Origin of the sequence: Staphylococcus pseudintermedius (assembly GCF_001792775.2) — a bacterium.
Lineage (GTDB): Bacteria > Bacillota > Bacilli > Staphylococcales > Staphylococcaceae > Staphylococcus > Staphylococcus pseudintermedius.
In genome coordinates this window covers 1-3,202 of sequence record NZ_MLGE02000029.1, presented here as the reverse complement: position 1 = coordinate 3,202, position 3,202 = coordinate 1, and the positions used below count along the sequence as shown (strand labels likewise).

At 28.5% G+C, this 3,202-nt stretch carries 2 protein-coding genes and 1 pseudogene; 2 read left to right on the top strand and 1 reads right to left on the bottom strand.

What is annotated here, in order from left to right; translation table 11 throughout:
* Positions 1 to 482: 482 nt before the first annotated feature.
* A complete protein-coding gene (locus BJK46_RS12025; protein ID WP_099986715.1) occupies positions 483 to 1,022 on the top strand; it encodes an asparagine synthase-related protein in 540 nt (179 codons plus the stop codon).
* Positions 1,019 to 2,221 (top strand): MFS transporter, encoded by a 1,203-nt coding sequence (locus tag BJK46_RS12020; RefSeq protein WP_063284857.1) that lies wholly within the window; start codon positions 1,019 to 1,021, stop codon positions 2,219 to 2,221. The genes BJK46_RS12025 and BJK46_RS12020 overlap by 4 nt, the downstream gene beginning before the upstream one ends.
* Before the next feature lie 413 nt (positions 2,222 to 2,634).
* On the opposite strand, the pseudogene BJK46_RS12010 reads toward BJK46_RS12020, so the two are convergent.
* Positions 2,635 to 2,787 (bottom strand): annotated as a pseudogene (locus BJK46_RS12010) (2-dehydropantoate 2-reductase N-terminal domain-containing protein); the annotation flags it as partial.
* Positions 2,788 to 3,202: the final 415 nt, after the last annotated feature.

Here is a 3,202-nt window from a genome sequence, read left to right as displayed (position 1 = left end):
TTGAAGTTCAGATACTTTGGTTTTAATCATAACTTCATCGTCCTTTGTTAACTTTTTTGTTACAATGGCTGCATTTCAATTCAACTCAAAACATTGATGTGCTCCTATGAAACTTTAGAATAAAACTTAAATATTCCTAAGATTTTTCATTATTTTGTTTAAATTTGGATGATCAAGAAATAAAACTAACTTTGGATCTTTTAAAATGCCTAATTCATATATAGTAATGAGTACTTTCACCTCTCCACAAGAATGATTTTAGGAGGTTCTGTATCGTTTTAGAAATCATCAAATTCTACTTTTCTTAAAAAATAAAATTCATTTTCCTTTTTTGTAAAGTTGTAATAAAGTCGGTTTTATTCTCAATATTAAAAATAGTGGTTTTTTTCCGATTATTGCTATATCATATGTTTATAAAAAGCAAAGAGGGCGACGTTCATGGCTGAATATAAAACATCAAAAATGGTAGACGCTAAGAAAATATCAGCGATGGGTGGACGCTAGTATTTGTAAATAAAGAAAATTATTATGATGATTATTTGAAATCCATGTACGTAGATTTCATAATGTACAACTGTCATTTTGAAGATCGATTAGCATTATTTTGGGGTTTAGAAAACAGAGTACCCTTTCTAGATGATGATCTAGTAGATTTTTCAATTAATTTGTCACCAAATCACCAACATTTGTTGTATGATAAAAAAATTTTAAGAAAATCACTAGAAAAAGACATTCCGCCACATATGAAAAATAAAGGAAAAACACCTTTTTATTTTGGAGAAGGTGAAAAGCATATTAGAAATATGATGTTGGAGTGCTTTAAATACAAAAATCACCAGTTACTAAAAGAGATCTCGGATGATAAACATGAATTTAATAAATTAATAAAAAGTTTAGAATTTAACTTTTCAAAAGATAGAGTTATTGAACCATTCATTAGGTATGTAAGTGCAAAGTTATTAAAAAAGTTTTCTGAAAGAAAAAACCAGCCTACTTATTTAAAGGAGTTGTATCACTTATGAAAAACCTATATATAGTTTCGCTTTTAAGAGGTATTACTATAGGCTTTTATGCTCCTGTTTGGATTATATATTTATATAATTCTGGTTACAATCTTTTTTTATTGGGGCTAATAGGTACGGCTTTTGAAATAATGAAATTTGTATTTGAAATACCATCTGGAGCTTTCTCTGACAAGTTTGGAGTTAAATATAATTTAATAACTTCATTTATTTGTCTTTCAATAACTTGGTTTTTATTTCCGTTTTCTTCAAATATAACCATATTAATCATATTGTTACTAACCTGGACATTATCAGAAACTTTATTTTCGGGAACATTTGAATCATGGATCAGTAAAGAAGTAAAACAAAGTGATTTTTCACAAACGCTTTTTAATAATACAAAGGTATTTATATTATTTATCATTATAATTTCTCCTTTAGCTAGTTTTACTTATAAAATGAACGAACTTTTACCATTCGTATTAGCATCAATGAGTTCTTTAATACTAACCTTATATTTAATATTTTTTGTGAAAATCAAAAAAAGCGAGCAACATGAAATTGAAAAAAATCATAGTTCTATAATTGATATCATTAAAGATGCAAGTGTTACAATGTTAAAAAATAAAAGGACAATGAACATTATAATAGCTAGCTTTTTCTTTGCTTTTGTTATAGATACTATTGATAGGTATTGGCAACCCTTTTTTCAGCATATACATATTGATGAAGGCATATTTGGTTTTGTCACTACAGTCGGAGGCTTGACTTTATTACTACTTTTACATATCTTTTCTGTTTTTGATAATCAACTAAATCGAGTACCAGAAAGATATAATATTTTAATAACATTTATATCTATATTGCTTATTTTATTATTATCTATAGGAAAAAAGGCAGCTGCATTTTTCAGTGTTTCTTTAGTAACAATAGCAGATGATTTAATGAACATTTTAATTAATAATGCTATAAATCAAGAAATGTCTAATAAATCAACAAGCATGGCAACTATATTTTCTTTAAATGGTGCTTCAGGAGCGTTAGGTGAGATTCTATCAGGTATATTATTTGGATTTATAATTCTAAAATTAGGTTATAATTTGACATTTATTTATTGTTCTGCACTATTAGTAGTACCATTAATTCTTTATATTTATAATGTGAAATTAATAAATAAAAGAGGTAGTTCTGTTACAAAACCAGAAAACTATAGTTGATTATCATTACTATTTTTTGATGAATAAGCTATCTGCACAGTCTCGAAAAAGTTCTTAGGTAAGATAAAATAGAGATTTTCCGTATACAGTTGGGAAAATTAGAATGGTATTCAAGTGGACAGTAGCGTTCATTGAAGATGTGTAAACGGCGGTTATAAAATGTAGGAAAATGGCGGAATCAAAATGCTTTTTTCCTATATTTTTTATTTTCTAAAATATATATTCATGTCTTAACTCAATCTTTGAACTGAGGTTGTTTGATTGAGACTTGCTATATACGAAAGAGTGCTATTTTACATCATGAAAGGAATAAAACCAAATGATGCTGAGCTGGGTATGCAGTATCATTGCGATCCCAGAACAGTCAAAAAGTATTATGAAGCTGAAAAAGAAAATGCGTTTGAACGCATAAAAGATTTGACAGGGATACTTTTGCGTTCTCCTGTGTCACGATCTTCAAATGTCATGACTTTATCTTGTCTCCCTAACAATGTTACATCTAGCGTATCCAATACCGAAGCGATCGCTGTTCCTACCGCACCGGGTCCAATGATGGCTATTTTCATCTCTATCATCCTTTCAATCGCAAAGTCTCAATGCATTTCTCATGCTTTTATACATAACTCAATATATTCTTTTTTTATTTATAAGTAAAGCGAGTTGATTGTATATTTAAATGCAATAAAGACCGGGACATGATACGTTTTCCCAGTCTTCCTTCAATGTAAAAATTTAATTCTCTTTTCACCACAGAAACTGAATAGCACAATTTTCTTCTACACACTTTCTTTCAAGTGATAACAACGATTACACTATATCTGTTAAAATGTCGCCTTAAGATACACCTTGAAGTTCAGATACTTTGGTTTTAATCATAACTTCATCGTCCTTTGTTAACTTTTTTGTTACAATGGCTGCATTTCAATTCAACTCAAAACATTGATGTGCTCCTATGAAACTTTAGAATAAAACTTAAATATT